At 63.7% G+C, this 1,330-nt stretch carries 1 protein-coding gene and 1 pseudogene; both read right to left on the reverse strand.

What is annotated here, in order from left to right:
• A pseudogene (locus AC2VON_RS14420) lies at nucleotides 1-347 on the reverse strand (hypothetical protein); the annotation flags it as partial.
• A gap of 86 nt (nucleotides 348-433) precedes the next feature.
• Nucleotides 434-1,330: aldehyde dehydrogenase family protein (locus tag AC2VON_RS14425; protein WP_486953554.1), on the reverse strand; the 897-nt coding region annotated here is incomplete at its 5' end.

The raw sequence follows: 1,330 nt of genomic DNA on the forward strand, positions 1-1,330 counted from the left end.
GTGTTGTCGAGGATCGTGACGCCCTGGGCCTCCGACTGGTCGAGCGTCAAGCTCTTCACGCCGGTGTAGAGCGCATAGTTGCCCTCGGGCGTGAACACTGCCTGGGGAGCGTAGCCCGGAAAATGGGGCTGGACGTAGTGGGTGTAGTTGAAGTCCACGTAGTGATCGGACGGTATCGGGTCCCCGCTGCCACCGACGATGTAGGCAATGTCGGCCCCACTGCTGAGCAGCTGCACTGCATGCGCCTCGGCGTTGGACGCCGGTGCCGGAGCCGGGGCAACCGTGATGATGCCGGCGCCCAGGATGGCGATACCGGTGGTGACGTACGGGCGAAGTGCGCGCTGCATGCCGTCTCCTCGTCTAAGTGATTAATACACTGAGTTCGACCTTACACTATCGAGGAGTATATTCAGAATCTATTAGATTCTGCCGGTCACCGCCCGGGCAACTTCTGCACGGCGCGGATCATCGGGGTAAGCGCCTTCTGCCAGAAGACGGCCGGGATCCCCAGCGGCGGGTCGAGGTTCAGCACCCGGGCGGTGGACACGGTCTGCGACTCGGTGTACTTGAGAATCCCGTCTGCCCCGTGCCGGCGTCCGATACCGGAGGCCTTCATCCCGCCCATCGGCGCCGCGGTGCTGCCGAACGTCAGCGCGTAGCCTTCGTCGACGTTGACTGTGCCGGATTGGATCCGGGCCGCGATCGCCTCACCCTGCGACTTGCTGGCGGCCCATACGCTGGCGTTGAGCCCGTAGTCGGTATCGTTGGCTTTCTCGATAGCCTCCTCGACCGTGTCGACCGGGTAGATGGCGACCACCGGACCGAAGGTCTCGTTGCGCCCGCACTCCATCTCGTCGGTGACGTCGGTCAGCACGGTCGGTTCGAAGAAGAGCGGTCCGATATCCGGGCGAGCGTTCCCGCCAGCAATCACCTTGGCGCCTTTGACCTTTGCATCGTCGACATGGCCAGCCACCGTCTTGATCTGATCCTCGGAGATCAGGCTGCCCATATCGGCTGAGAAGTCGTAGGCAGGGGACAGCTTCATGTTGCGAACCTGCTCGGCGAACTTGGCGGTGAACTCGTCGGCGATATCCCGCTGCACGTAGATGCGTTCGATGGAGATGCACAGCTGCCCGGCGTTGGAGAAGCACGCGCGGGTTGCGGCCTTGGCGACCTCGGCTAAATCGGCGCCCTTGGTGACGATCATCGGGTTCTTGCCGCCCAGCTCCGCGGAGAACCCGATCAGCCGGCGACCGCACTGCTCGGCCAGGGTTCGGCCGGTGGCGGTGGAGCCGGTGAACATCAAGTAGTCGCAGTTCTCCGCGATCGC

The organism is Mycobacterium sp. TH-M82 (genome assembly GCF_057473605.1).